The sequence below is a fragment of the Emticicia soli genome (assembly GCF_037860775.1).
Taxonomy (GTDB): domain Bacteria; phylum Bacteroidota; class Bacteroidia; order Cytophagales; family Spirosomataceae; genus Emticicia; species Emticicia soli.
This window is the reverse complement of sequence record NZ_JBBEWC010000006.1, coordinates 420,576-443,592: the sequence shown is the minus strand read 5'-3', so window position 1 is coordinate 443,592 and position 23,017 is coordinate 420,576. Positions and strand designations below refer to the sequence as shown.

Annotated in this window: 22 protein-coding genes; 17 read left to right on the top strand and 5 right to left on the bottom strand. The window is 39.5% G+C overall.

Features of this window, described 5'->3' with window-relative positions:
- Positions 1-20 precede the first annotated feature (20 nt).
- From WAE64_RS12010 to WAE64_RS11995, 4 genes are all read left to right on the top strand, one after another.
- Complete coding sequence (locus WAE64_RS12010; RefSeq protein WP_340236737.1) at positions 21-494, top strand: RidA family protein; 474 nt, start codon at positions 21-23, stop codon at positions 492-494.
- A 1-nt stretch (position 495) separates the two neighbouring features.
- Positions 496-885 (top strand): SMU1112c/YaeR family gloxylase I-like metalloprotein, encoded by a 390-nt coding sequence (gene gloA2, locus WAE64_RS12005; protein WP_340236736.1) that lies wholly within the window; start codon positions 496-498, stop codon positions 883-885.
- A 38-nt stretch (positions 886-923) separates the two neighbouring features.
- Positions 924-2,030 (top strand): D-TA family PLP-dependent enzyme, encoded by a 1,107-nt coding sequence (locus WAE64_RS12000; RefSeq protein WP_340236735.1) that lies wholly within the window; start codon positions 924-926, stop codon positions 2,028-2,030.
- A gap of 159 nt (positions 2,031-2,189) precedes the next feature.
- Positions 2,190-2,528: a DUF2853 family protein gene (locus WAE64_RS11995; RefSeq protein WP_340236734.1), complete on the top strand. Its 339-nt coding sequence runs from the start codon at positions 2,190-2,192 to the stop codon at positions 2,526-2,528.
- Positions 2,529-2,627: 99 nt separating this feature from the next.
- Here the strand turns inward: WAE64_RS11995 and metF are convergent, their stop codons facing one another.
- Positions 2,628-3,587, bottom strand: a complete 960-nt coding sequence (gene metF / locus WAE64_RS11990; RefSeq protein ID WP_340236732.1) for a methylenetetrahydrofolate reductase [NAD(P)H] — start codon at positions 3,585-3,587, stop codon at positions 2,628-2,630.
- A 242-nt stretch (positions 3,588-3,829) separates the two neighbouring features.
- Here metF and WAE64_RS11985 point away from each other — a divergent pair, with 242 nt between their 5' ends.
- The 4 genes from WAE64_RS11985 to WAE64_RS11970 all read left to right on the top strand — a co-directional run bounded on the left by WAE64_RS11985 (position 3,830) and on the right by WAE64_RS11970 (position 7,102).
- On the top strand, positions 3,830-4,186 hold the full coding sequence (locus WAE64_RS11985) for a hypothetical protein (protein ID WP_340236731.1): 357 nt from the start codon (positions 3,830-3,832) through the stop codon (positions 4,184-4,186).
- 129 nt (positions 4,187-4,315) lie between these two features.
- On the top strand, positions 4,316-5,572 hold the full coding sequence (gene clpX / locus WAE64_RS11980; RefSeq protein WP_340236729.1) for an ATP-dependent Clp protease ATP-binding subunit ClpX: 1,257 nt from the start codon (positions 4,316-4,318) through the stop codon (positions 5,570-5,572).
- A 119-nt stretch (positions 5,573-5,691) separates the two neighbouring features.
- The gene (locus tag WAE64_RS11975) at positions 5,692-6,237 is read left to right on the top strand and encodes a hypothetical protein (protein WP_340236727.1); all 546 of its coding nucleotides are present in this window, start codon (positions 5,692-5,694) and stop codon (positions 6,235-6,237) included.
- A 133-nt stretch (positions 6,238-6,370) separates the two neighbouring features.
- Complete coding sequence (locus WAE64_RS11970) at positions 6,371-7,102, top strand: alpha/beta fold hydrolase (protein WP_340236725.1); 732 nt, start codon at positions 6,371-6,373, stop codon at positions 7,100-7,102.
- 143 nt (positions 7,103-7,245) lie between these two features.
- Here the strand turns inward: WAE64_RS11970 and WAE64_RS11965 are convergent, their stop codons facing one another.
- Both WAE64_RS11965 and WAE64_RS11960 read right to left on the bottom strand, forming a co-directional pair.
- On the bottom strand, positions 7,246-9,234 hold the full coding sequence (locus WAE64_RS11965) for a plastocyanin/azurin family copper-binding protein (protein WP_340236723.1): 1,989 nt from the start codon (positions 9,232-9,234) through the stop codon (positions 7,246-7,248).
- A 67-nt stretch (positions 9,235-9,301) separates the two neighbouring features.
- Positions 9,302-10,924 (bottom strand): PA14 domain-containing protein, encoded by a 1,623-nt coding sequence (locus tag WAE64_RS11960; RefSeq protein ID WP_340236721.1) that lies wholly within the window; start codon positions 10,922-10,924, stop codon positions 9,302-9,304.
- A gap of 217 nt (positions 10,925-11,141) precedes the next feature.
- Between WAE64_RS11960 and WAE64_RS11955 the strand changes: the two genes are divergently transcribed.
- Both WAE64_RS11955 and WAE64_RS11950 read left to right on the top strand, forming a co-directional pair.
- Positions 11,142-12,041: a nucleotidyltransferase family protein gene (locus tag WAE64_RS11955; protein WP_340236719.1), complete on the top strand. Its 900-nt coding sequence runs from the start codon at positions 11,142-11,144 to the stop codon at positions 12,039-12,041.
- A 207-nt stretch (positions 12,042-12,248) separates the two neighbouring features.
- Positions 12,249-13,328 (top strand): dipeptidase, encoded by a 1,080-nt coding sequence (locus WAE64_RS11950; protein WP_340236717.1) that lies wholly within the window; start codon positions 12,249-12,251, stop codon positions 13,326-13,328.
- Here the strand turns inward: WAE64_RS11950 and WAE64_RS11945 are convergent.
- Positions 13,325-13,693, bottom strand: coding sequence for a LytR/AlgR family response regulator transcription factor (locus WAE64_RS11945; protein WP_340236715.1), 369 nt, complete (start codon positions 13,691-13,693; stop codon positions 13,325-13,327). The two genes, WAE64_RS11950 and WAE64_RS11945, sit on opposite strands and share 4 nt — an antisense overlap.
- Before the next feature lie 12 nt (positions 13,694-13,705).
- Positions 13,706-13,945 (bottom strand): hypothetical protein, encoded by a 240-nt coding sequence (locus tag WAE64_RS11940; RefSeq protein WP_340236713.1) that lies wholly within the window; start codon positions 13,943-13,945, stop codon positions 13,706-13,708.
- Between the two features lie 1,011 nt (positions 13,946-14,956).
- On the opposite strand from WAE64_RS11940, the gene WAE64_RS11935 reads away from it, so the two are divergent.
- The 7 genes from WAE64_RS11935 (at position 14,957) to WAE64_RS11905 (ending at position 22,967) form a co-directional block, all read left to right on the top strand.
- Positions 14,957-15,193: a putative signal transducing protein gene (locus WAE64_RS11935; protein ID WP_340236712.1), complete on the top strand. Its 237-nt coding sequence runs from the start codon at positions 14,957-14,959 to the stop codon at positions 15,191-15,193.
- Positions 15,165-16,001: a phosphatidate cytidylyltransferase gene (locus WAE64_RS11930; RefSeq protein ID WP_340236710.1), complete on the top strand. Its 837-nt coding sequence runs from the start codon at positions 15,165-15,167 to the stop codon at positions 15,999-16,001. Before WAE64_RS11935 ends, WAE64_RS11930 begins: the two co-directional genes overlap by 29 nt.
- 70 nt (positions 16,002-16,071) lie before the next feature.
- A complete protein-coding gene (locus WAE64_RS11925) occupies positions 16,072-16,785 on the top strand; it encodes a carboxypeptidase-like regulatory domain-containing protein (protein ID WP_340236709.1) in 714 nt (237 codons plus the stop codon).
- Between the two features lie 419 nt (positions 16,786-17,204).
- Positions 17,205-18,308: a glutamine-hydrolyzing carbamoyl-phosphate synthase small subunit gene (gene carA / locus WAE64_RS11920; RefSeq protein ID WP_340236706.1), complete on the top strand. Its 1,104-nt coding sequence runs from the start codon at positions 17,205-17,207 to the stop codon at positions 18,306-18,308.
- Between the two features lie 496 nt (positions 18,309-18,804).
- Complete coding sequence (gene thrC / locus WAE64_RS11915) at positions 18,805-20,139, top strand: threonine synthase (protein WP_340236705.1); 1,335 nt, start codon at positions 18,805-18,807, stop codon at positions 20,137-20,139.
- 90 nt (positions 20,140-20,229) lie between these two features.
- Positions 20,230-21,825, top strand: a complete 1,596-nt coding sequence (locus tag WAE64_RS11910) for a LytTR family transcriptional regulator DNA-binding domain-containing protein (RefSeq protein WP_340236702.1) — start codon at positions 20,230-20,232, stop codon at positions 21,823-21,825.
- Between the two features lie 134 nt (positions 21,826-21,959).
- Positions 21,960-22,967 carry a hypothetical protein gene (locus WAE64_RS11905; RefSeq protein WP_340236701.1) on the top strand — a complete coding sequence of 336 codons (1,008 nt, stop codon included), beginning with the start codon at positions 21,960-21,962 and terminating at the stop codon, positions 22,965-22,967.
- The last annotated feature ends 50 nt before the right edge of the window (positions 22,968-23,017 follow it).

Below are 23,017 nucleotides of genomic sequence, written 5' to 3'. Positions count from 1 at the left end.
TTAATTTTAGTAACTATAAAATGAGTATGACTCCTGAAGAAAATTTCGCAAAACTAAATCTTGAATTACCTCCTGCTCCGGCACCAAAAGGCGTTTATAAACCTGCCTTAATTGTTGATAAATTTATCTATGTTTCGGGTCATGGGCCTGTGCAATTAGATGGGTCGCTTATCATTGGCCGTATTCAGGAAGACATGGATATTGAAGCCGGAAAATTGGCTGCCCGTCAGGTTGGGCTAACCATCTTGTCGACACTTAAAGTAGCTTTAGGCAGCCTTAACCGAATTAAGCGTGTAGTAAAAATATTGGGTATGGTAAACGCTACCAGCAATTTTGAAAGACACCCTTACGTAATTAACGGTTGTAGCGAATTATTTGCTGATATTTGGGGAACAGAAAATGGCATAGGCGTGCGCTCGGCAGTAGGTATGGGTACATTGCCAGATAATATTCCGGTTGAAATTGAAGTAATGTTTGAGTTAAACGAAGAGTAAAATGCTTAGAATCAATAAAGTTCATCACATAGCCATCATTGGGTCTGACTATACCAAATCTAAGCATTTTTATACCGAGGTGCTGGGCTTGCGTGTTATCAGGGAAGTATACCGTGAAGCTCGACAATCTTATAAATTAGACTTGGCTATTGATGATAACTACGTAATAGAACTGTTTTCGTTCCCAAATCCACCACCTCGTCCATCAAGACCTGAGTCTTGTGGTTTAAGGCATCTTGCCTTTGAAGTGGCCGATGTAGAAGCAGCTAAAGCAGCCATTGAGCAAAAAGGCGTAGACGTTGAGCCAATCAGAATAGATGAATTTACAGGCAAGAAATTTACTTTCTTTGCCGACCCCGACGATTTGCCTATCGAAATCTACGAGCAATAATTTTGCAGGCATCAAAAATATTAAACAATCAGCAGAATATGGATTGGTATAAAGTAAGCAACGAAAACGAACTCGACTCGCCATCGTTGCTCATATACAAGGCACGTGTAGAAGAAAACATCAAAAAGATGATTGCTATTGCCGGAAGCACCGAGCGTCTTTTTACACACGTAAAGACCAACAAAATGCCGGAAGTAGTAAAAATGATGTTAGAACAGGGCATTACTAAATTCAAATGTGCTACTATTGCCGAAGCCGAGATAACAGCTATGGCAGGGGCAAAGTTTGTAGTAATAGCACATCAGCTGGTAGGGCCTAAAATTGAGCGTTTAATACAACTCACAAAGTTATATCCTGCGGTAACCTTTGCTTCGTTGATAGATTCGCAGGAAGTGGCCGAAGCACACAACGAAGCTTTCGGAGCAAATGGACTTGTATCAAATGTTTTTCTTGATGTAAACAACGGTATGGATAGGTCGGGGCATCTGCTTGATGATAAAATCTTAGCTTTATATCGTTTCCTTTCTAGCCAACCGAATATTCATTTACACGGATTACACGTATACGACGGGCATATAAGAGCTACTGATTTTGAAGCACGTAAACAAGAAATAGATACGGGTTTTGTTGATGTAAAGCATTTTTTAGAAGCCATAGAAGCCGAAGGTTTGACTAAACCAATGGTGATTGCAGGCGGTACACCAGCTTTTACGTCTCATGCCTTGCGGTCAGAGACCTATTGCAGCCCAGGCACTTGTGTGTTGTGGGATTGGGGTTATGGCGATAAACTAACCGAACAACCCTTTGAATATGCAGCTTTGGTGCTGACAAGGGTAATATCAAAACCACAAAAAGGCATTGTAACAGTAGACATGGGGCATAAGGCTGTTTCGGCTGAAAACCCTATCGATAAACGCATCAGATTCTTGAACCTGACTGATTATGAGTTAATAGGGCAGAGCGAAGAGCATGGGGTGCTGAAAGTGCAGGATTGGGATGCAATAAAGGTAGGCGATGTTTTATATGGCGTGCCTTACCATGTATGCCCAACCGTTAATCTGTACGATGAAGCCTATGTGGTTGAAAATCAACATGTTGAGCAGGTTTGGCAGGTACTGGGGCGACGCAGGCGAATCAGTGTTTAATTGTATAAAATATGGGTTTGTGACTTTAGCCTGATTTCGGCGTCATATTAAAGGTTTTTTTAATGTAAAGCACTACTAATAAACTGCTTCAACATTTGGAAAATCTAAGTTTTTCGTCAATATTTACAAAAAAACACTCACCCATAATTTAAAAAACAAATGAGCAAATTTGCAGAAGCAATTGAGACCTACAAAGAACAAGTTGCAGAACTTGGCTTAGGAATTAGTGAAGACCTACTAACAGCCGTTGCTAAAGGCTTAGGTCCTTCTATTTACAATGCCGACTCTTCAAAAGTATCTTCTTCAGACCCTGAAGAATTAGCTCGTGTAAAAAACAATTTCCTTATCGGTAAATTAGGTTTAACAGATAGCCCTGCATTAGATGCTGCTATTGACGAAGTAGTAGAAAAATTGGGTTCATCAAACCGTAACAAATACCGTGCGGTGGTATATGCTTTATTGGTAATCAAATTCGGAAAAGAAGATTTATATGCATAAGCCCAAGTCGTAGCATAATATACAAAAAGCGGTGTTAAGATTTCTTAGCACCGCTTTTGTTTTATTACAAGGCTATAATTGTTGTAGCATTAATATTTATCAGAATACCTTTTTGGCAACTGCCAGTGTTGTATCTGATTTACTCATGGTATAAAAGTGTAGTGCAGGCACGCCAAAGTCTATTAACTCACGGCATTGTTGCACACACCACTCAATACCCAATTGCTTGGCTTGTTTGTCGTTTTCACAAGCAATTATTTCTTTTCTGAAAGCCTCGGGCATATCCAGATAAAATAATTTAGGCAATACATCGAGCTGTTTTTTAGTAGCCAGCACCTTCAAGCCCGGAATAATAGGAATCGTAATTCCTTCGGCACGACAACGATTTACGAAGTCGAAATATTTCTGGTTATCAAAAAACATCTGCGTAACTACATAGTCGGCACCGGCGGCAACTTTGCGTTTCAGGTTTTCAATATCCTGGTCTAAATCAGGAGCTTCAAAGTGCTTTTCAGGATACGCCGCTACACCAATACAAAAATTGCTAGAACTCATGTATTCGGTTTCCTCGTGCAGGTATTTACCGTTATTCATGTCATTAATCTGACTTACCAGTTCGTTGGCATAAAAATGGCCATCTTTCTTTGCCTTAAACGAGTTGTATGGTTTGGCAAAATCACCTCTCAGAGCCAGCACGTTTTCAATGCCCAGGTAATTCAAATCTATTAGTAAGTCTTCGGTTTCTTCTTTTGTAAAACCACCACACAGCACATGAGGTACAGGGTCTACTTTAAATTTGTGTAAAATTGAAGCACAAATACCCACAGTACCGGGGCGTTTGCGTATTTTTATCTCTTTGGTGCCTCCGTCGGGTAATTGTTTGCTAACGTATTCTTCCCGATGAAAGGTAACATCAATAAATGGCGGTTGTAATTCCATCATCGGTTCAATTGATTTCAGGAGGTCGTCTATATTACTTCCTTTTACCGGAGGTATGATTTCGATTGAGAAAACGGGCTTCCCTTGAGTATTGTTCAGATGCTCTGTTACTTTTGCCATTGAATTGAGAATATATCTTTTATTTTTGGCAAAAATAGATATATTTTTTGTTGTTGCAAATTTTATTAGGTAAATTATCTTTAATGTTTCAAGTATGTAGTTTTTATATCGGTTTTGTTACATATTTTCAGATAATAAAGAGTTTTTAATTAAATGCTAATCATAATTTCGTTTCTGTTAAAAGCAAAATAATTATCTTGCAGAACTATTTCATCATTTTTCAACATCAAATCATTTAAACAATGAAAAAACTATTAGTACTGTTATTTATAGGCTTATTTGCCTTAACTATTGATGCATCTGCCCAAACAAACACAACTATTGCTCTTGACACTGTAGCCGCCAAAGATTATGTGGGTAAATACAAAATGAAAGATGCGCCTTTTGAAGAAGTAATTGTAACGCTCCAAAATGGCAAATTGATGGGAGAAGCTGTAGGACAAGGCTCGGCAGACTTATTGCCAACCAAAGAAGCAAATGTTTTTGAGGTAGACGGTTATGATGGTAAAATTGAGTTTGTAAGAAACGAAAATAAAGTTGTGGTTAAAGTAAAATTGAGCTTACAAGGCACAACAATAGAGGGCGATAAGCAACCTTAAGTAAACTTTTTTGTGCAAAAATATTGTTAAAGCCAGAGAGCTACACGTGTAGCTCTCTGGCTTTTTTAGTTTAATAACTCAAACATTTTTCTTACTTTTGTAAGAGAAAAAACAGAACAAACACACTCAATGGATTTTGGACAGCAACCTTATTGCTCTTTCTGCGGTAGAAAAAAAAACGAAGTTGAACTTTTAATATCGGGAACAGAAGCAAATATCTGTAATTACTGTGTAGACCAAGGATACCAGCTTGTGCAACAGGAATTGTATGGGGTATCGAAAAAAGAGAAGAAGAAAAAGAACGATTTACCAAAATTTGATTTAAAACCTCCGGCACAATTGAAAGGCCACCTCGATCAATTTGTGATTGGGCAAGACGAAGCAAAAAAAGTATTGAGTGTAGCAGTGTACAACCACTACAAACGCTTGATGCAGCCTAAAAAAGAGGATGATGTAACGATTGAGAAGTCGAACATTATTATGGTAGGAGAGACCGGAACAGGTAAAACTTACCTGGCTCGCACAATTGCCAAAGTATTGCAGGTGCCATTTGCCATTGCCGATGCCACAGTCTTGACCGAGGCCGGATATGTAGGCGAAGACGTTGAGAGTATCTTGAGCCGCTTGTTGCAAGCTGCCGATTTTAATACCGAACTTGCCGAAAGAGGAATTGTATATATTGATGAGATAGATAAAATTGCCCGCAAAAGCGATAACCCATCTATCACCCGCGATGTGAGCGGCGAAGGCGTACAACAAGGTTTATTGAAATTATTAGAAGGCTCAATTGTAAGTGTACCACCACAAGGCGGCAGAAAGCACCCTGAGCAAAAACTTGTACAGATAAATACCGAAAACATATTGTTTATATGCGGTGGTGCTTTTGATGGTATCGACCGCCACATTGCAAAGCGTATTAATACCCGCCCGATTGGTTTCTCAAACGATGCCAAACGTGTTGAATTATGGGAAAATACAAGCCTTTTACGTTTTGTTACGCAACAAGATTTAAAATCTTTTGGGCTTATTCCTGAGTTAATCGGTCGTTTACCATTACTTACATATCTTAATCCGCTTGACCGTGACACTTTAAGACGTATCCTAACAGACCCGAAGAATGCTTTGGTAAAACAATACAAGAAGCTTTTTGCCATGGAAGACGTAAAACTAGAGTTTACACCGGAAGTACTCGAATATATTGTTGACCGCGCAATGGAGTTTAAATTAGGTGCCAGAGGGCTGCGCTCAATTTGTGAGGCTATCATGACCGACATCATGTACGAATTGCCTTCAAACAAAGATATTAAAGAGTTTACGGTAACACTCGATTACGCACAAAATAAATTCGAACACTCGGCGTTCTATCAATTAAAAATGGTAGCATAATCGTCAGGAACATATACTGAACCCTACAAAGCCTGCCAAAAAGGTCTTGTAGGGTTTTTTGTTGCCTTTTATCACTATTTAGTCCCTTTTCATTTTCGCTCTATCAGGAAATTATCCAAATGCTTAGAACCCTAAAGTTTGCCTGTGTATTGCTTGTTGCGCTAGGCTGCAAACGAGAATACGCTCATTTTCAGACCGCAACTACTGAGAATTTTCATAAGCCTAAAAACAAAGCCGAAAAACCAATTATTTTACCCGAAGATTTCGGCGCTGCATCTATTGAAGAAATAACTCTGCCAACCATGCCCGATGATGATGAAATTGCGGCAGAAACAGGTATTTCAATTCCGCTGGGAAATAATCAGGTAAAAGACAAAACAGATTTGTTCCCAAGAGGGTTGTTTAAGAAGAAAAGCAGGGTAGCGGCGAAAGATAACAACAGAGGGCTTTTTAAAAAGCAGGAGAAAAGGGGTATTTTTGAGAAGAAAAAGAAAAGAAAGAAACGGGATGGATTTTGGCATGGGTTCAATGAACGATTAAAAATAGGACTTGTACTATTAGGAATTGCTATAATTTTTGCGTTGCTTCACATTAATATTTTAGCCATTATCTTCGGAATTTTTTCCGCCTTTTTCATTATAAGAGGATTAAGGAAGTTGTTTTAGTTGTAATTATTATTAACCAGAGTAAAAAATTAAACAAAACCAATTAGCTTCTGTTAAAGCCAAAAATGTTTCATAATCAAGCGTTTTTTGCTGATTTATTGCTTGCTAATTTACTCATTTACCAACAAAGAACATGAATATTATTTTGATACATGGCTTTGGTGAAGACCATTTCGTGTGGACTGATTTTATGTCGTTACTTCCTAAAAAACACACATACTATACTCCCGACTACGCCACATTTACAGATTGCGAAAGTATTGAAGACTATGTAAAATGGCTCAAGGAATTTCTGAAAGAAAGAGATGTAGAAAGATGTGTTTTAATAGGGCATTCGATGGGAGGCTACATTGCATTGGCATTTGCCGAAAAATACCCGGAAATGGTGCATGGACTAGGGCTTTTTCATTCGTCGGCTTATGCTGATGATGAAGAGAGAAAAGCAACACGCCTGAAAACCATCGATTTTATCGAGAAACATGGTACACAGGACTTTATCAAGGATTTTTATCCGAAAATGTTTACCGACGATTTCAAGAAAAAGAATAAAAAGCAAATAGAAAGCCATATTGAGCGTTACAGTGTGTTTTCGAAACGCTCGTTGAAGAATGCCCAATTGGCTATGCGCAACCGCAAAGATACCACAAAGGTATTAAAGCAGGCGGGGTATCCGATAATGATTCTTGCCGGAGAAGAAGATAAATTTGTATCGGTAGAATCGGTCAAAGAGCAAATGAAGCTCTTGAAAAAAGGCCATACAGCAGTACTGAGTGGGGTAGCTCACGCCGGAATGTTTGAGAAAACCGAAGAGTCCGCCAAAATTGTGAACACATTTATAGCAGCTTGTTCTCTTGTGCCTGAGTGATACTTGTGGGTAAATAAAAATACCCCACTCCCTAAATCCCTCCGCAGCGGCGGCCGCTCCCCAACAGTGGGGAGAGGGACTTCCTGCTCCCTTCCCCACTGTTGGGGAAGGGTTGGGGATGGGGTCTTCTATAGTATTAATCCTTATTTCACCACCTTCATAATACCCTGCATAACGGTATAATGCCCAGGGTAGGTACATACAAATGTATAATCGCCCGGTGTGCTTGGTGCTACAAAATAAATAGTTTCCTGTGCTTCGGGCTGCATTAAGCCTGTATGGAACAATACTTCGCTCAATTCAGGAACATAGGCTTTGCTTTCGCCATCTAAACCCATTTTAAAGGCTGCTTCGCCAACTTTACCAACAGTACCCGGTTTTACAATTACAAGGTTGTGTAGCATATCATCGTTGTTGTTGAATACGATACGAATTTTGCTGCCTGCTTTTACCTGTAATTTGGCAACATCAAATTTGAGACCCGGTTTAGTGCCTATCGTAATCGTCTGGTCAACTTTGCCGCCCCAGCTTTCCGGTATTTCGTTAATTCTTTTGGCAGTGGCTTTCATGTCGGTTTTAGGCATATTGCTCATCGAATGCCCTGCGTGCTCATCGGCTGGTTTTTTCTCTATTACTGCATATTTAGCTACGTCCATTTTAGGAGCAGCATCGTTAATATTATTAAGCGTGTAGTATCCGAAATTATGCAATAAGGCTCTGTCTTCAGTATTTTTGATGCCTTCTAGTCTTAGTTCATGAATATAACCTAAACGTAGAGAATCTATCGCCAGACGAACACTCATACCATCTTCTGCTACCTGAATAGCTTTGATTTTCAAAGACTTCGTATTGATAATCGGGCTACCGTAGTTGTGGTGGTATTTGTAAGTAAAGCTATTTACTTTATAAGACTCAGGGTCTTTTGCCACAGCTTTATCAACTGGTTGAGTAAACTCTACAAGGAAACCATCAGGCATCGATTTGATAGTTTTCATTTCGAAAGGCGTTTTCCCTGTCCATTCTAATCTTTGCAAACCAAATTCATCTTTACCTGTCGACGACCAGCCACGGCTTGTCATACCCACAAACATTGATTTATCAAGTCCCCATTGCATACGCAAAATACCCGATTGGAAACCTTCACGGAATGGGAAACAAGCACCCTGGCTTTTGCCTTTTACTTTCTCTAAAAACACACGCATAATTTTGCTGTGTCCTTGGTCTCCTACAAATAGTTGGCCTTCAAATGGTCCGAATTTACCGCCTGATAGATCTTCAGCAATGTCAGATGTCGAAATCCCCATCAGTGTATGCGGAAACCAAACTGCCGGAACTTTAAGGTTTGGCACTTTGCTGGCTACATCATACATAGGTTCGCCGGTATCAGGTACATTTGATGCCTGTAGTTTCAGTGGAGAGTTTGGTTCTGATGTCCAGATTAAACCTTCAGGGTTACCTGCAAAATCACCTTCTTCCAGTTGCGTCATTCGGCCTGAGCCTACCCAGTCGCCTTGGTTTTCGGTATAGTAAATATCTCCATTGCTTAATACAGCAAAGCCCGCAGGAGAGCGCAAACCGGTAGCCCAAGGTGTCATTTTACCATCTGGGGTTAGCTTAAGCATCCAACCACGCCATTTAGATAAACTTGCCCCGTGGCCAATCCAGCCGAGGTTTAGTGTTATCAACATATCTTTGTTTGGCAACAACACCGGGCCATACGAATATTCGTGGTAATTGCCCGATAATGGGAATTTATAGAATGCTTCGTATTGGTCGGCCACGCCGTTGCCATCAGTATCTTTCAATACAGTTAGTTCGCCACGTTGTGTTGCCCACAGGTTACCGTTGATATAGTTTAAACCCAAGGGCTCGTGCAGGCCTGTAGCAAATTTTTTGTAAGTAGGCATAGTGCCATTTTTCATGTATGGGTTTGAGATAAGCCATACATCGCCACGGCGGGTAGCTACTCCTAAGCGGCCATCAGGTAAAACAGATAGCCCACCTACTTCCAGCTCAATACCATGCGGCACCGGAAGCGTAACAATGCGATAAAAATCTTCTTCAACTAATGGGCGATTCTGGGCAAATACGCCTGATATAGTGAATAGTAATAAAATGAATGTTTTTTTCATTTCTATAATTTGGTTGAATATGTTTAGGTTATAAAACAACCTGAATAACGTATTTTAAAATAAAATTTTACCACAAAATAGTATAACTTACACTGCCTGTTAGGGGTAAGATAATTTCCTGCCCTGCTTTGGTGTTGCTTCTAACAATTGGTTTCAGTTTGGGGTCAAGCTGAATATAGCTATCGTTGTTGGGGCTTTCGAGTACATATAAACCTTTGTTTACCATTGTTATATTCTTGGCTTCGCCTAGCTTAACATACAAGTTGTTGCTACCATTGGCGGTGATAGTTGTAGTAATGCTGCCATCGGCCGAAGGTACAAGTTTTTGTGTCAACTCGGCACCGCTGTATTGGTATTTGTAGGTTGGTAAACCTTCGGTATCAAGCGCATAGCCTTTATAAATCAATTCTTTATAGGCATCAAGCGTATCGGGCATATTTGCATTAGCGTTTGCTAACATGGCAACCGTTGGTTTGCCCGAAAAAGTAGTTTTTACGCCTTTAGGTTTAAGCAATTGCGGTTCGCCACGCTCATGGAACATCTCGGTTACATCGGCAAAATCGCCACGCCATGCATATAATGGCGCACCTTGGTCTAAATCATAAGTATAATGTGTACCTGCTGGCGTACCAACCGAAATAACGTGTGTACGTTTTTTGCCATCGAACATCACAAACGAACGAACCATTTCAACCTGGCTTGTAGGTTTAATATCTATTTCGCCAACTGCCTGCGGCGATGGAAGTGATGTTCCGGCGTGTAGTGCATAAGGTCTTATTTCAGGCCCTGCGGCAAACAAACCTAGTTCGGCTCTCCACCATACTTTGTTGTAACGTATCTCAATCGGGTGTTTGCCCTTTGTTAATTCTAAAAAAGCGACTCTTGGTTTTCTGTAGCTTTCGCCATTCTCTGCCGGAATCACATCTTTGCCATCTATTTTCAACGAACCTTTTCCGGCGTAGTCAAGAATCAACGAATAGCTGCCATCTTTTTCAACATCAAGGTTTCCTCTGAAAATCAGAAGGAAACGGTTATACCCTGCGCCAAAATCTTTGGTAAGTGTAGTGGTAGTTCCTTTATCGTTGGGGGTAGTGCTTTTAGGCGCAAACTGTTGGTTCCAGTCGTAGGTTTCATACATTTCGTAAGTCAAGTCACTTAGTTTCAATGGCTTTTCGTTACCGTATTTCAGGTATTGAAGATTGCTGACACCTATACTTCCGGTTTTGTTTTCAAAAACCAACGGGCCTTCGTTGCTCGTTTTTGTCGGAATCACATACCCTTGATGAATCACCACGTTGTTAAGTGTAACTTTTTCGATAATTAATGCACCACCAAAAGGGGCATCAGAAAAAGTTACCTCAAGCGTTTGCCATAAACCAACGGCTTTGCCAGCGTTTTGCTCAGGTAATTGCAAAGTGCCGTCAGGTCTGATAATTGCCCCCATAGCACGGGTATTGCTTAACACAATGCCGTGGCGGCCTTGAATGTAGAAAATTGCATCACTGTTATTGCCCAAGGTAAAATCGAATTTTACTTTGGCATCGGCAGTGATAAGTTTTGATGTAGTTTTGCCCGGAGTATTCGAAAACAATATTTTATTGCCTGCAGTAAAACCTGCTTTCTTTTTGTAAGGATTATCAATGCTTTCGGCTAGTTTCCAGTTGCCTAAATCCCAATTATCGGTAGTCAATTGATTGAGGGGGAAATCCTGGGCAAATGTTTGAAAACATAGAAAAAACGCCAAAATAATGGACAGAGAGCGTAGGTACATGGTTGAATATATTAGAGTTTTAATACAAAACTAGCCTATTAATTGTATTTTTTACAATTAAAATCGGAAAAACTTTTTGAGGAGTAACAAAACAGTTTTGTACTTTTGTTGGAAATTAATGAAACCAAAGCATTTTATGTCAAAACCAACTTTATTGATTTTGGCGGCCGGAATGGGTAGCCGCTATGGAGGTATAAAACAACTAGATAAGTTTGGCCCAAACGGCGAAACAATTATCGATTATTCAATACATGATGCTATTAAAGCCGGATTTGGCAAAATAGTTTTTATTATCAGAGAAGAACTCAGAGCTGACTTTCAGGAAATATTTGGGCCTAAACTAGCAGGTAAAATCGATTACGATTTTGCGATTCAGAGCGTACAAAGCTATGTGCCTGCCGAACTAGGTACTGTTGAACGCACCAAACCTTGGGGAACTGGCCATGCTGTATTATGTGCTTGGGAACAAACCGATACAGCGTTTGCGGTTATTAATGCCGATGATTTTTATGGATACGAAGGCTTCAAAATTATGGCTGATTTCCTGGCTAACGATACCGATGATACCTGCCATGCAATGGTTGGCTACCAGATAAAAAATACATTGTCAGAAAACGGCTCGGTATCAAGAGGCGTTTGCGAATTAGATAAAGATGGTTTCTTAGAAGTTGTAACCGAGCGCACCAAAATCTACCGCCAGCCAAACAATCAGATTGTTTTTGAAGAAAGCGATATTTTGACACAACTAGAAGAAGATACCATCGTTTCGATGAATTTCTGGGGCTTTAAGCCAAACGTATTCCCGATTATTGAGGATATGTTTAAAGAATATTCAAAGAAAAACCTTCATTCGCCTAAAGCTGAATTTTACATTCCAACCGTTATGACCCACCTGATTCATAATGGTTTGGGCAAATGTAAAGTGTTCTCAAACGAATCAGAATGGTTTGGCGTAACTTATCCGGAAGATAAACCAACTGTTATAGAAGCCTTGAAAAAACTAGGCGAGAAAGGAGCATATCCGGCAGAAGTTTGATAAAGCCATAGGCAAAAGAGAATCGAGTGAGTTAGCGGCCGACGCTGCGGTAAAAGAGTGATTGTATAATTGTGCTACTTTGTGCTCTTTCGTGTACATTGTGGTTATTATTCAAAGTGATACTAAATTTATCTGTGCGTTATAGACATTCACTAATTTACAATAAATCACCGCAGCGGCGGCCGCTCAATCAAAAATAATCCAAAGATGATAATCATAGATGCGCATTTAGATATGGCCATGAATGCCATTGAATGGAACAGAGATTACCGAAGAACGGTAGCCGAAATCCGGACGATGGAGAAAGACATGACCGATAAAATCGACAGGGCCAAGGGTGTTGTCTCATTGCCTGAACTCCGCAAAGGCAAAATAGCTGTAATAGTAGCTACGCAATTGGCGCGCTATAGCGAAAGCAACGGCAATATGCCCGGTTCGGGCTGGAACTCTCCACATCAGGCATGGGCCATGACACAGGCACAATTAGCCTGGTATCAGGCAATGACTGAGGCCGGCGAAATGGTGCAGCTTACCACCACAGCCCAGCTTGACAGCCACATTGCGCTATGGGAAAATACAGCCATTGACGATGCCACCAAACCCGTAGGTTTTATATTAAGCCTTGAAGGTGCCGACTCTCTGGTAAATCTTTCTTACCTCGAAAAAGCCTATGCCTATGGGCTAAGAGCCATTGGGCCTGCACACTATGGACCGGGGCGTTATGCACCGGGTACGGGCATGACAGGCGGCTTGACCAAAGAGGGTAGGGAACTGGTAAAAGAAATGGACAGACTCGGAATGGTACTTGATGCGACTCACCTGACCGATGATGGTTTTGATGAAGCCCTGGATTTGTTTAAAGGACAAGTTTGGGCGAGCCATCATAATTGCCGTAGTCTGGTGCCTCACCAACGCCAGTTGAACGATGAACAGATTAAAAGACTAATTGAGAGAGATGCCGTAATAGGTGGCTGCCTTGACGTTTGGATGATGAAACCCAACCTAAAACAACGGGAGATAAATCCACGTGAGGTAGGTGCAAATCTTGAAGTATTGATAGACCACTACGACCATATCTGCCAGATTGCTGGCAATACTTTGCATATAGCCATTGGAAGCGACCTTGACGGTACTTTTGGGCAGGAGCAGTCGCCGTATGATTTAGAAACCATTGCCGACTTACAGAAATATCAGCACCTGCTGGCAAAAAGAGGGTATTCTGAAACCGATATTGAGAATATCTTTCATAAAAACTGGCTCAGACTCATGCGTAAGGCATTAGCCTAGTATATTGAGAAGTTTGAGGGATGCTCACCCTCAAACTTTTTTAGTTTTCTTCTCGATACAAAAATCCTTTCTCCTGTCGAAAGACAAGCCCAGTTTCCTTCAGTATTTTTTTCAAACCTTGTCAGGTATTTCAGATTAAGCAACGTGCCTCGGTGCACACGTGTAAAATCGCCTTTATCGAGCAATTGTTGTTCATAAATTTTCATGGTGTGCGAAGCCATAATCTGTTTGCCATTTTTCAGGTAGAACTTTGTATAGTTTTCGAAACTTTTCAGATACACCACTTCTTCGGTACGAACAAAAAACTTCTTATGGTTAAACCATAAAATATTTTTCGATTGCTTTACATCGGTTATAGTTTCCATGATTCAAAAATTTTAAAGGCATGTATACTCATATTTGTTAGTACGTGTGGTGGTTTTATTGTCTTTATCGGTACGTTTTCCCATCAACGATTTTACGAAACCATTTGAGTTTTGTATGTATGCAAGCAACTCAGTCTTTTTATTAGCAAAAGTATATTTTTTGGTTTTCATCAGGTTTTTCGAGAATTTGCCAAACATATCTGGTTGGTTCTGATTCCCAATTAGGTCGGCCTTATTGGGTAGTATAATCAACGGTATCGTTGAGCACGTTACTACTCATGTTTTCGCCTGCGTAAGGTTACCATTTGTTAGGTATAAGCTGCTGTTTTCAAAAAACCTTCGGTATAATATGTAAAAGTACAATCTTACTTATTTTGCCATTTGGCACTAAAAACCAACTGTGCTGATGACACATAAAAAGGTACTGATGAATGGTTTTTATCGGATAAAAAATGTCTGTATGGCTTCCCGATAAATACATAACAAAAGTCGCTGATTAAATTTTGTATGTCAATCACGGGAAACCTTGATTTGGCTCTACAGGTTTTCCTGTAGGTGGTATTTAAAAATGGGAGCGTAGTTTCTTAAACATACACTCTCCAAAGCACATGTCAAGTGGCATAAGTCTTGATTTAGTAGTCATGTATTTGTTGAATAAGATCAAGAAAAGAACATTCTTTGAAACCAGATTTTGGCTAAATCAATAAAGCCATTTCGGTGAATAAAACGGTCCGCCGTCGCGGTCACCGTCTAATAAAACAAAAGAAGCTTATCTCTACCCCCGACTTAAACGGTCCGCCGCAGCGGTCGGGGTATACATTAAAATATTCCTTTGTTACATTAGTCACCCAATTTATTGGGTGAACACGGGTATTAGTTATTACTATTGAATCGTTCTGACCGCCCATCGGGGCGTGGGTAAGGGCTTACTTTAAAGTATTAGTTATTACTATTGAATCGTTCTGACTAGACATAGGATTTTCACTTTACCTCACCTTTAGCCAAAATCTGTATCTGAAAGAACTTTCTTCTTGAAATCAAATAATAAAACCTCTGCAAAGTACAGCTATTAGCCAATAAGCATCAATCACGGAAAACCGTAATGCAAGGCGGTTTATATAAATAAGTTAGGCTTTAAGAACGCTACAAAAGCAAGCTGTGTTTAGAAAAGACAAGAGACCTTAAATTGAAAAAATAGCACATGCAATATGTGTAGGCGTAAGGTTTTAAAGAAAATACCTTTATATTTGATAAAAATATAATATGGAAACTATGGTACAATGGGTAAAGGTTTTTGAGACACCCAATGTTTTTAAAGCTGAACTCCTCAAGAATGAATTACTGACCCATGAAATAATGGCTGTAGTTTTAAACAAGAAAGACAGAAACTATCTGCTGGGATGGTGCGAAATACACGTGCCCGACCATCAGGAGGGTATTGCAAAAGTGATTATCGATATATTTAACCAAAATGACTCAGAAACTAAACCAACTATCTAACCTTACCCAACGAATCATTGCTGCTGTTATTGGAGTATCAATTATTTTAGTCGCAACATTATATAATGAATGGACCTTCTGGATTTTGTTTCTTACCATAAGTGTACTCACACAATGGGAGTTCTATAAATTATTGAAACTTGATTCTAATCTGCCATTGACTTTTTATGGTACATTCTGTGGAGTTGTATTAAATGCGCTCACGTTTTTTATCGAGAAAGATATGTTGCCATTTAAGTTTTATTATGTAATTGTGCCTTTACTGACCCTCACGTTTTTTATAAAACTTTATAAAAAGAAAGATTCAAAGCCTTTTGCCAACCTTGGGTACACTTTTTTAGGTATTATTTATGTAGCTGTTCCGTTTGCCTTAATCAATGAATTGGTATTGACAGATACAGCAGGTTATGAACCGAAATTGATACTAGGATGCTTGTTTATTTTGTGGGGTAGCGATACAGGTGCTTATTTTGCCGGAAGGTTTTTGGGTAAACGAAAACTTTTTGAAAGAGTATCGCCCAAAAAGACCTGGGAGGGCTTTTTTGGAGGGGCAATATTGGCACTCATAATAGCGTTTATTTTAACACAATATTTCGATTGTATTCTGGCCTGGCAATGGTATATAATTGCCATTATTATTTCGGTAACCGGAACACTCGGCGATTTGGTAGAATCATTATTTAAGCGTAGTATTGCTATAAAGGATTCAGGGAGTCTGATTCCGGGGCATGGCGGATTCATGGATAGATTTGATGGATTACTGCTTTCGATGCCATTTATTGTTACCTTTCTAAAGATTTTCCCTTAGTCGTTATTTTAGCCTCTTTAGAAAGAAAAATGTTGTATTTTTGTATGGTAGTACCCTTACTGACGAAACGATGAAAAGAAATCTTACATATTTATTTATTTTTATTTGCTTGATAATAAGTAATTTAGCTCATTCGCAGGGTGAGATAAAGTATGTTACTTTCTCGGGCGTGGTTATTGATGGACAAACCAAAGAACCCCTTCCGGGTGCTTATATTACTATTCCGCAGGCAGGTAGAGGAACCCTGTCAAACGCCCGAGGATACTTTGGTATAGCTGTGTTTCCGGGTGATACGGTGGTGTTCAGCTATATTGGTTTCAAGAAACAATTCCACGTGATTCCGAAGAAAACAGATGTTGATTATTCGGTATTTGTAGAGCTACAGGTAGACTCTAAAATGTTAAAAGAAGTTAAAGTTTATCCGTTCAGTACCGAAGAAGAATTTAAACAGGCCCTGGTAGACATGAAACTACCTGATGAACGTGAAAGACAGATTCTACGAGAAACCTATAGCACCGAAAACGTGGCCAAGATGGCATCGGTACATGGTATGAACTCCTACGATAACTATAAATATGGGCAAAACCAGTTTCTACAGCAGATACAAAACCGGGGCTCGGTTACAACCAACCCACTGTTGAACCCCTTCTCTTGGGCCAACTTTGTGAAGTCGATTAAAAGTGGTGCGTGGAAAGATAAATCGTGGAAAGCAGGGGCAGAAGCAGCACCAAGCGATAACGTAACCCGTGACCAGTATTTCAGAGATATGAAGAAAGGTAACTAATAGGGTTAAGATTTTAAGAAGATGTTTTTCTTCGTAGAGACGACATGCTGGCGTCTCCAAGGGTCTATAAACCTCAAAAAATCATATTTGAGAGACCAACCTAATAGATAATTTCTAATATTTACAGACCTTTGGAGACGCCAGCATGTCGTCTCTACGAATGGGTTGTTTATTTTAGACACAATTTCTCTCCGAATCAGATAATACACATTTCTGCTAATATTACAGTGTAATGTGATTTTATTTGACAATAATTGTACTTTAAAAAGAAAAGATGCTTGCTACTAGATAATTATACTTAAGGTATCTATTTTTTTTATAACTTTGTTCTCCGATACTGTACTTGAAATGTTTGCTTGACATAAACAAATCAGACAGTTTTATTTAATATTTATCGGAACACATACATTCTTCTTTCAATGACTCATACTCCTTCTGACGCCATTTTACTTCTTGAAGATGGTACTTTTTTCAAAGGTAAAGCTCTTGGTAAAATTGGCACTTCGGCTGGCGAAATCTGTTTTAATACCGGTATGACCGGGTATCAGGAGATTTATACAGACCCTTCGTATTTCGGACAAATCATTGTAAATACTACTTCTCACATCGGTAATTATGGTGTAGTATTAGACGATGAAGAAGAGTCGAAGAGCGTGAAAATCAGCGGTATGGTTTGTAATGCGTTTGCTAATCATTACTACTCACGTACAACAGCCGATTATTCTTTACAAGAGTATTTTGAGCGTGCAGGTATAGTTGGTATCTGCGATGTTGATACCCGCCAGATTGTGCGCCATATCCGTAATGCAGGTGTGATGAACAGCATTATTTCTTCTGAAATACTAGACCCTGAAGAGTTGATGGTAGAGCTAAAAAAATGCCCGTCAATGGAAGGTCTTGAGCTTTCATCAGTAGTTAGTACACCAGAGCCTTATACACTAGGCGAAGAAGACGCAAAATACAAAGTAGCCGTGCTTGACTTTGGCGTGAAGAAAAGTATCCTTAACAACTTTACTTCAAGAGATTGTTACTGTAAGGTTTTCAATGCGAAGTCGAGCATTGAAGAAATCAAATCTTTTAATCCAGATGGCTTTTTCTTATCGAATGGCCCTGGCGACCCTGCCGCTATGCCTTACGCAGTAGAGACAATTAAAGATGTAGTAGAAACCGGAAAACCAGTATTTGGTATCTGTTTAGGCCATCAACTATTGGCACTAGCCAGTGGAATTGATACCTATAAAATGAAAAACGGTCACCGTGGCTTGAACCACCCTGTGAAGAACCTTATTACAGGTCTTTGCGAGATTACCTCTCAGAATCATGGTTTTGCAGTGAAGCCAGACCAGGTGAGAAGCAACGAAAATATTGAACTTACACACGTTAATCTGAACGACGATACCATTGAAGGTATCCGTAGAAAAGATAAACCTGCGTTCTCGGTACAATATCACCCGGAAGCATCACCAGGGCCTCATGATTCAAGATACTTATTTGATGATTTCGTGAAAATGCTTGCTAAATAATGCGCTTATAAAGTGTATTATTGACGAAAAGATAAATTTATAGGACGGTTTTTCAAATCGTCCTATATTTGTGAATAGGGAGGTAAGACATCAAAAAATATTCACTTTCTCCCTGACATTCATTTTGCAGAACAATTGTGATGTAAAGTGATAAAAAAATCCCATAGGGATGATATATCGGTAGAAAATCTCTAAGTAATAAGAGGTAGAGTCCCATAGGGATGATATATTTATTAGGTTTCAAGATATAATTGTTCTTCGGAATGCCTGATTTTGTAGAGACAGGGCACTGCCCTGTCTCTACTTTGCGCACCTTGAGAAATTATATTGTAAAAAATGAAAAATGTTTATTTCTTGAACCTTAATTAATACACTATCCTACAGCCTCTTCATTAAAACTAGTTCTTATTTTCTACCGATATATCACCCCTACGGGGTTGCAGATAATTGATTATACCTATTATTTGAGACAAAACAAATTTCTGACAACCATTCTATGCAATTATACAGTACCAAACACCAAAGCCCTGATGTATCTTTAGAAGAAGCTATTTTTCGTGGTCTTCCGCCTGATAATGGTTTATATATGCCCACGAGTATACCGACACTCCCGCAAACATTCTGGGACAATGTCGAAAACCTAAGTTTGCAAGAAATAGCCTTCGAAATAGCCTATGCCCTGATTGGTGAAGATGTACCTGCCGATGCTGTAAAGGCACTTATCGATAAAGCTATTGATTTTACGGCTCCTTTGGTTGAGGTAGAAGAAGATACCTATTGCCTTGAATTATTTCATGGGCCATCTATGGCTTTCAAAGACTTTGGTGCCCGCTTTATGGCTGCGCTGATGTCTTATTTCTTACAAAAATCAGAAAAACAAATTCATATACTGGTTGCTACCTCTGGCGATACTGGTGGGGCAGTAGCACAAGGTTTTTACCAAACCCCCAATATTGATGTAACCATACTTTACCCTAGCGGCAAAGTAAGCGATATTCAGGAAAAGCAGCTAACAACTCTGGGCGCAAATGTAAGAGCGTTAGAAGTTGCTGGCACTTTTGATGATTGTCAGGCACTGGTAAAACAGGCTTTTCTGGATAAAGAATTAAGCGGACAGTTTTCTTTAGCCTCGGCCAACTCTATTAACATTGCCCGCCTTATTCCGCAGGCGTTTTATTATGTAAACGCTTATGCACAGCTAAAGAAAAAAGGTTTGGCAAAAGAACTGGTTATATCGGTTCCGAGTGGCAACTTTGGAAACTTGAGTGCCGGAATCATCGCCTGGCGCATGGGTATGCCTGTAAAACAGTTTATAGCAGCAACCAATGTAAATAAAGTAGTACCTGAGTATTTGAAGTCTGGGATTTATGAGCCTATCAGTCCATCGTTATCAACTATTTCTAATGCCATGGACGTAGGGAATCCTAGCAATTTCCCACGTATGCAAGCCTTGTTTGGCAATGATTTAGCCCAAATGCAAAAAATGCTGACAGGTTATTTTTATTCTGATACCGAAACACGTTCGGCCATGCGTTTGGTTTATGAGCGCACAGGTTATGTGATATGCCCGCATACTGCGGTGGCGTATCTGGGTCTGAAAGATTATACTAAAACACTCGAAGAATCGGTAACAGGCGTGTTTTTATCTACCGCACACTATGCCAAGTTTCTTGATGTGGTAGAAGAGGTGATAGGGGAGCAACCAATACCCGAAAGACTGTCGGCATTGTTAGATAAAGAAAAACAAGCTACACAGATAAGCACCGATTACGAAGCGTTTAAACAAAACCTCATTGAGGCATTCAGCAGTTCAAATGCTGATGTAGAATAAAGTACCGAGAAACTAAATTTAACATAAACATTGGATTACAAACGCATTTTGTATATTTTGGAATGATTATATTCCATCGTATTCCCAGAAATGAAGGTAATCCATACGTTTTTGTTATTGATGTTTCTTTCATATACTTGTGTGAGTCAGGTTTCTCTGCTCAAAAATAGTTCTTATCTTATCAGCGATACACAAGTTACCAAAGAACTGAATCTTAAAGATACGCTTATCTTTAAGCAAACAAACGGGCAACTTGTTTTACCAAAATTCTCTACACTCTGGCTTAAATTTCAGCTAAAAGGCGACTCAACCGGAAATTCTACGGCTTATATTTACTGCAATAATCAAGGCTTTGTTAAGCTGTACCAACTATCAAAAACAGATACTAATTTGATAGGACAAACGGGCTTTACCTGCCCATATCATGAGCGGTCTATAAGGGGCGAAACTTCATTTATACAACTGAACCTGCAAAAAGGTGAAGTGCACGATTACATACTAGAAATAAAAAACTATGCTATCGAGCACGATGACCTTACCTTGCTCAAATACAATTATACGCAGTATCAAGACCTACAACTTCAGAAAAGTAATACTTTTATCAGTAAATACGGCCAACCTATTTTCTTAGGTATAGTGGTGCTAATTCTCGTAATTACGGCTATTCAGTTGGCCTTATTCCGTGAGAAAATCTATTTTATCTACCTCCTTTACATTGTCTGTATCTTGCTCAGGGTTGCCATGAGCATCAGCTTGCTGGTAGTTGAAGATATTTTTGTTGGCTTACGGGATGTTGGCTTCATCAGTCGATTCTCGCAGACATTCTCTTTTTTATCAATTATCTGCTACTTGTTTTTTGTGCGGGAGTTTGCCAATACACCTGCCCGTTGGCCTTCGTTCGATAAATTTATCAAGTTTCAGATTCTTTTCATGGCTTTTTATGGCCTTGTTGAGCTCTTTGTTGTTGTCGAAAAATATACTGTTCCATTATATATTTCTATACACAATGGTTTTGAACTGATAGAAACTTTGTTGAGCGTTATTACCATTATAGGGCTGCTGAAATTATACAATCAGCAAAATAAATATCTGGTTTGGGGGGTATGTTTTTTGTTCCTGGTGGCATTTGTAGGACAGCAATTATTGCTTAGGTTAAGCTCACTGAGCCGCTTAGAACAAGACGAATACCTGCAATTACTTTGGGGCATTGCGTATCTGGGAGAAATGATATTTTTTACAACGGGCCTGTTTTATCGCACAGCCATGATGAAACAAACCATTGAAATACAACGTAACGAACACCAGAAATTGCTTGATGCCATTAGCACCAGTAAAGAAAAAGAAAGCCCATCCCAACCTGACACGATTAGCATTGCTACCAACAAGGGGACAATCATTATCAAGCAAGACGATATTGTGAGAGTTGAGGCTTCAGGCAGCTATACGGTTTTTTATGTGCAGCAACAAAACCAGATTGTGGCCTCGAGCACGATGGCCGAGTTTGAAGAAAAATTAGATGCTACCAAATTTATAAGAGTGCATAAATCTCATATCATAAATCTCGGCTTTGTAAGCAAATACAAACGTGGTGATGGTGGCAGCCTGACACTACAAGACGATTCTGAAGTTCCGGTTTCTAGAAGCCGCAAGGAAGATTTGCTTAAAAAACTCTTCGCCAATCAATAAATTATCTGTTATTCACCAAACCGAACCTGTTATTCACCAAATGAGAGGGTAGGAGCTTACCCATCGCACTGATAATTGTAGTAGTTTTCATGACTTTTTACTGGTTAAATTCTCGATTTAAACAATTATTAGACATGAAACAAATTACTTACATTTTCAAATCCTCGCTCTCAACTTTTCTGATGTTCTTTGTTACGGTAGTGGCTTTTGGACAAAATAGTATAACAATTTACCCCGCACATACAGTTGCCGAAAGCAGTGTAGGAGATAATATTGCCATTAGATCTAGTAGCCCCTATGCAGGTATTCATGGAACAAGATATGGCGGTAGCTTTGAGGCAAAAACAGCGGTATTAAGTAATGACCCCTTATTCAGAATTGGTGCAGGTGGCTATTATTCTCCAATCAATTATTATTTTGAGAAAGCATCTATAATTTTCAAAGCCTCTCAAAACTGGACTAGTAGTGGCGCAGGTTCAAAAATTACCTTTCTGACTACAGCTAATAATAACAATGTGGCAGCAGAACGAATGGTAATTGACAATAATGGGAATGTTAGTATTGGCTTCACTATTCCAGATGCAAAATTGCACATTTTGCATAATTCTTCAGGAGCTACCCCGCATCTGCACTTGGAAAGTAACGGAACCAATTCATCGATTCTCAAGGCTTCATCAACCACAGGCAATAGTTGGGAGAATCATTTTTTAAGTGGTTCTACTGCTGGAACGAACCTGGTTTATTGGACTAACTCAGCAAATAGTGCAACGCCGCTAATTTTGACAGGAGAAGGCGATGCCCTGATTGAAAGAAATACATCAATAGGAGGCTTCACAAGCCTTGGAGGTAACACTGCTCCGAAAATAAAAATGAAAGAGCTTAGTGCAACTACCAGTCCAACGGCAGGAGGTGTTGCGATTGTCAATCACGGACTTACACAGGCTAAAATATTATCGGTTTCGATTTTGGTTAATGCTTCTTCAGGCAAAGACTTTCCACCGAGTTTTGAGTCCTCAACTACTCCGGGTTTTCAGTATTTTTATCACATTACTTCAGGAGCAATTGTTGTTGAAAATTCAAACGGAAATCATGCAAACATTGCAGGTCGCCCTGCCAGAATTCTGATTACTTATAAGGAGTAGGTTATGTTTTGAAGTAAATTCGATAAAGTCCAAGTGTGTTGTAGTCCCGT

Excerpts from the sequence above, each read along its gene's own strand:
- WAE64_RS12010 (WP_340236737.1), top strand. The coding sequence starts at position 21 with ATGAGTATGACTCCTGAAGAAAATTTCGCAAAACTAAATCTTGAATTA.
- gloA2 (WP_340236736.1), top strand. The coding sequence starts at position 496 with ATGCTTAGAATCAATAAAGTTCATCACATAGCCATCATTGGGTCTGAC.
- WAE64_RS12000 (WP_340236735.1), top strand. The coding sequence starts at position 924 with ATGGATTGGTATAAAGTAAGCAACGAAAACGAACTCGACTCGCCATCG.
- WAE64_RS11995 (WP_340236734.1), top strand. The coding sequence starts at position 2,190 with ATGAGCAAATTTGCAGAAGCAATTGAGACCTACAAAGAACAAGTTGCA.
- metF (WP_340236732.1), bottom strand. The coding sequence starts at position 3,587 with ATGGCAAAAGTAACAGAGCATCTGAACAATACTCAAGGGAAGCCCGTT.
- WAE64_RS11985 (WP_340236731.1), top strand. The coding sequence starts at position 3,830 with ATGAAAAAACTATTAGTACTGTTATTTATAGGCTTATTTGCCTTAACT.
- clpX (WP_340236729.1), top strand. The coding sequence starts at position 4,316 with ATGGATTTTGGACAGCAACCTTATTGCTCTTTCTGCGGTAGAAAAAAA.
- WAE64_RS11975 (WP_340236727.1), top strand. The coding sequence starts at position 5,692 with ATGCTTAGAACCCTAAAGTTTGCCTGTGTATTGCTTGTTGCGCTAGGC.
- WAE64_RS11970 (WP_340236725.1), top strand. The coding sequence starts at position 6,371 with ATGAATATTATTTTGATACATGGCTTTGGTGAAGACCATTTCGTGTGG.
- WAE64_RS11965 (WP_340236723.1), bottom strand. The coding sequence starts at position 9,234 with ATGAAAAAAACATTCATTTTATTACTATTCACTATATCAGGCGTATTT.
- WAE64_RS11955 (WP_340236719.1), top strand. The coding sequence starts at position 11,142 with ATGTCAAAACCAACTTTATTGATTTTGGCGGCCGGAATGGGTAGCCGC.
- WAE64_RS11950 (WP_340236717.1), top strand. The coding sequence starts at position 12,249 with ATGATAATCATAGATGCGCATTTAGATATGGCCATGAATGCCATTGAA.
- WAE64_RS11945 (WP_340236715.1), bottom strand. The coding sequence starts at position 13,693 with ATGGAAACTATAACCGATGTAAAGCAATCGAAAAATATTTTATGGTTT.
- WAE64_RS11935 (WP_340236712.1), top strand. The coding sequence starts at position 14,957 with ATGGAAACTATGGTACAATGGGTAAAGGTTTTTGAGACACCCAATGTT.
- WAE64_RS11930 (WP_340236710.1), top strand. The coding sequence starts at position 15,165 with ATGACTCAGAAACTAAACCAACTATCTAACCTTACCCAACGAATCATT.
- WAE64_RS11925 (WP_340236709.1), top strand. The coding sequence starts at position 16,072 with ATGAAAAGAAATCTTACATATTTATTTATTTTTATTTGCTTGATAATA.
- carA (WP_340236706.1), top strand. The coding sequence starts at position 17,205 with ATGACTCATACTCCTTCTGACGCCATTTTACTTCTTGAAGATGGTACT.
- thrC (WP_340236705.1), top strand. The coding sequence starts at position 18,805 with ATGCAATTATACAGTACCAAACACCAAAGCCCTGATGTATCTTTAGAA.
- WAE64_RS11910 (WP_340236702.1), top strand. The coding sequence starts at position 20,230 with ATGAAGGTAATCCATACGTTTTTGTTATTGATGTTTCTTTCATATACT.
- WAE64_RS11905 (WP_340236701.1), top strand. The coding sequence starts at position 21,960 with ATGAAACAAATTACTTACATTTTCAAATCCTCGCTCTCAACTTTTCTG.